The organism is Streptomyces sp. NPDC001634 (genome assembly GCF_040298185.1).
In the GTDB taxonomy this organism is placed as follows: domain Bacteria; phylum Actinomycetota; class Actinomycetes; order Streptomycetales; family Streptomycetaceae; genus Streptomyces.
On the sequence record NZ_JBEOZU010000200.1, the window covers coordinates 1 to 3,162 of the forward strand.

At 71.0% G+C, this 3,162-nt stretch carries 3 protein-coding genes; all 3 read left to right on the forward strand.

All coding sequences use genetic code 11. The annotated features are described in order from the left end of the window. Positions 1 to 402, forward strand: a 402-nt coding sequence (locus tag ABT186_RS47405; protein ID WP_351930631.1) for an alpha-glucosidase C-terminal domain-containing protein, incomplete at its 5' end; no start/stop codon positions are given. Between the two features lie 93 nt (positions 403 to 495). Next, a complete protein-coding gene (locus ABT186_RS47410; protein ID WP_351237891.1) occupies positions 496 to 1,887 on the forward strand; it encodes a maltokinase N-terminal cap-like domain-containing protein in 1,392 nt (463 codons plus the stop codon). A 31-nt stretch (positions 1,888 to 1,918) separates the two neighbouring features. After that, on the forward strand, positions 1,919 to 3,162 hold a 1,244-nt coding region (locus ABT186_RS47415; RefSeq protein ID WP_351930633.1), incomplete at its 3' end, for a GlgB N-terminal domain-containing protein.

Sequence of the window (3,162 nt, forward strand, 5' to 3'; positions counted from 1 at the left end):
CTGTATCTGCCCACGATCATGGACCCGGTCTACGGCTACCAGGTCACCAACGTGGAGGCGTCGATGTCGTCGCCGTCCTCGCTGCTGCACTGGACACGGCGGATGATCGAGATCCGCAAGCAGAACCCGGCCTTCGGTCTGGGCTCCTACACCGAGCTGACCTCCTCCAACCCGGCCGTCCTCGCCTTCCTGCGCGAACACGGGGACGACCTGGTGATGTGCGTGCACAACTTCTCCCGGTTCGCCCAGCCCACCGAGCTGGACCTGCGCCGGTTCAACGGCCGCCACCCCGTGGAACTGATCGGCGGGGTCCGCTTCCCGGCCATCGGCGAACTGCCCTACCTGCTCACCCTCGCAGGCCACGGCTTCTACTGGTTCCGGCTCCGGAAGAACGTCGCCTAGACCGTGTTCGACAACCCCGGGCGAGGCGGTTTCCCCCGCTGCGCCCGGGGCACGCATCAGTAACACCCCGACCCCGGGGAAAGGACGCACGCCATGTCGGAAGCCGTCACCCGTGCCGCCGCGACCCACCCCGGCCTCCTCGCGTCCCTGGACCCCCTGCTGCGCGAGTGGCTGCCACGGCAACGCTGGTTCGCGGGCAAGGGACGGCCGGTCACCGGGTTCTCGCTGGTGGCGGCGACCGATCTGCTGCCGCCGGACGGCACGCTGAGCCTGCTCCATCTCCTCGTACGGGCCCATCAGCCGGACGTGCCGACCCAGGGTGCCGTGGCGCACCCGGCGGACTGCTACCAGCTGCTGATCGGCGTGCGCGAGACGCTGCCGCCACGGCTGGCGCCCGCGCTCATCGGGCATCTGGAGGAGGGACCACTGGCGGGCCGGACCGCGTACGAGGCGCTGTACGACTCCCGGACCGCCACCGTGCTCCTGGAGGCGATCCGCACCCGGGCCCATATCGGCCGGCTGCGCTTCGAGGGGGACGCACGCCAGCCGATACGGGAGGGGCTCGTTCCGCGGATGGTGACCTCGGAGCAGTCCAACTCCTCGGTCGTCTACGGAGATACGTTCATCCTGAAGCTGCTGCGGCGCATCGTTCCGGGCGTCAACCCCGACCTGGAACTTCCGCTCGTGCTGGCGCGCGAGGGCTGTTCCCGGGTGCCCGCGCCGACCGGCTGGCTGCTCGCCGACCTCGACGACCCGTATGTCCTGGCCGTGCTTCAGCCCTATGTGCGAGGTGCCACGGACGGGTGGGAGCTGGCACTGCGCGAGCTGGCCAAGGGCGAGGACTTCACGGCGGAGGCGCGGGCGCTCGGGCGGGCGACGGCCGAGGTGCACACGTCACTGGCCCGTGCACTGCCCACGGTCACCCTGGGGCACGAGCGGATACGCCTGCTGTTCGAGGCCATGACCGAGCGTCTTGAGGCGGCGGCACAGGCGGTGCCCGTACTGCGGCCGTACGCGGCCCGGCTGCGGTCCGCGTTCGAGGTGCCGGACGCCCTCGCCGCCGAGGGGCGCACCTGGACCGCCCAGCGCATCCACGGCGATCTGCACCTTGGCCAGTGTCTGCGCTCGCCGTCCGGGGACTGGTCGCTGATCGACTTCGAGGGCGAGCCGTCGAAGTCGCTGGCCGAGCGCCGCATGCCGCAGCCGACGGTGCGGGACATCGCGGGGATGCTCCGGTCCTTCGACTACGCGGCGCACTCGGCCGGCCCGCCGTCGCCGGACTGGGCCACGGCGTGCCGGGCCGCGTACTGCTCCGGGTACGCGGAGGTCACCGGCCACGATCCGCGCACCGAACCGGTGCTGCTGCGCGCATACGAGACGGACAAGGCCGTCTACGAAGTCGTGTACGAGGCCCGGCACCGCCCCGACTGGCTGCCTGTGCCGATGGCGGCGATACGCCGCCTGTCCACCGATGCCACACCATGATCCACCATCCCTTGCCGAGGAGGCCCCGTCCGTGACCCCCCGTCCTCCGTCCGACGACAGTACGAAGAAGAACAGCGACGGTCAGCAGAAGACCGGCGCGAAGAAGGCGGCTGCCGAGAAGAAGACCACGACGTCGGCCGCCGGGAAGTCGACGGCCGGGAAGAAGAAGGCGGTGGCGAAGGAGACGGCGGCCGGGGTGCGGAAGGGCGCGGCGAAGGAAGCGGCGGCCGCGGCCGAGAAGGCCGTGACGAAAAAGGCTGCGGCGAAAAGGGCTGCGGCGAAGAAGGCTCCCGCGAAGAAGACGGCCGCCAAGAAAACGGCGGCCAGGAAGGTCGCCTCCAGCAAGGCCGCAGCCAAGAAGGCCATCACGAAGAAGGCCACCACGAAGAAGGCCGTCACGAAGAAGGCCGTCACGGTGGCGGCTACCCCGGTAGCGGCGACCCCGGTCGAGGCGGCCCCGGTCGAGGTGGCCGTCTCCCCCGCCATTGGTGCCGTTGACCGTGAGCGGCTGCTGGCGGGCACGCACCACGACCCGCACTCGGTGCTCGGCGCCCACCAGGTGCCGGGCGGGGTCGCCTTCCGGGCCTTCCGGCCGTACGCGCTGTCCGTCACCGTCGTCGCCGGAACCCTGCGGGCCGAGCTGCACGACGACGGGGACGGCTTCTTCTCGGGCCTGCTGCCGCTGCGGGAGGTCCCGGCATACCGCCTCCTGGTGGCGTACGAGGGTACGGTCCAGGAGACCGAGGACGCGTACCGCTTCCTGCCCACGCTCGGCGATCTCGACCTGCACCTCATCGGCGAGGGTCGCCATGAGGAGCTGTGGAAGGCGCTGGGCGCCCACCCGATGACCCACCAGGGCGTGACCGGTACCCGATTCTCGGTGTGGGCACCGAACGCGCGGGGCGTGCACCTGGCCGGCGGCTTCAACTTCTGGGACGGCACCGGCCACCCGATGCGCTCGCTCGGCTCGTCCGGTGTCTGGGAGCTGTTCGTGCCCGGCATCGGCGAGGGCGAGCTGTACAAGTTCGAGATCACCCGCCCCGACGGCTCCAGGACCCTGCGCGCCGACCCGCTGGCCCGTCGCACGGAGGCCCCGCCCAACACCTCGTCGATCGTGACGGAGTCGTCGTACGAGTGGGGCGACGGGGAGTGGATGGCGGGGCGTGGTGACCGTCCGGTACACGAGGCGCCGTTCTCGGTGTACGAGGTGCACCTGCCGTCCTGGCGGCCGGGGCTGACGTACCGTCAACTGGCCGACCAGCTCCCCGCGTACGT

Excerpts from the sequence above, each read along its gene's own strand:
- ABT186_RS47410 (WP_351237891.1), top strand. The coding sequence starts at position 496 with ATGTCGGAAGCCGTCACCCGTGCCGCCGCGACCCACCCCGGCCTCCTC.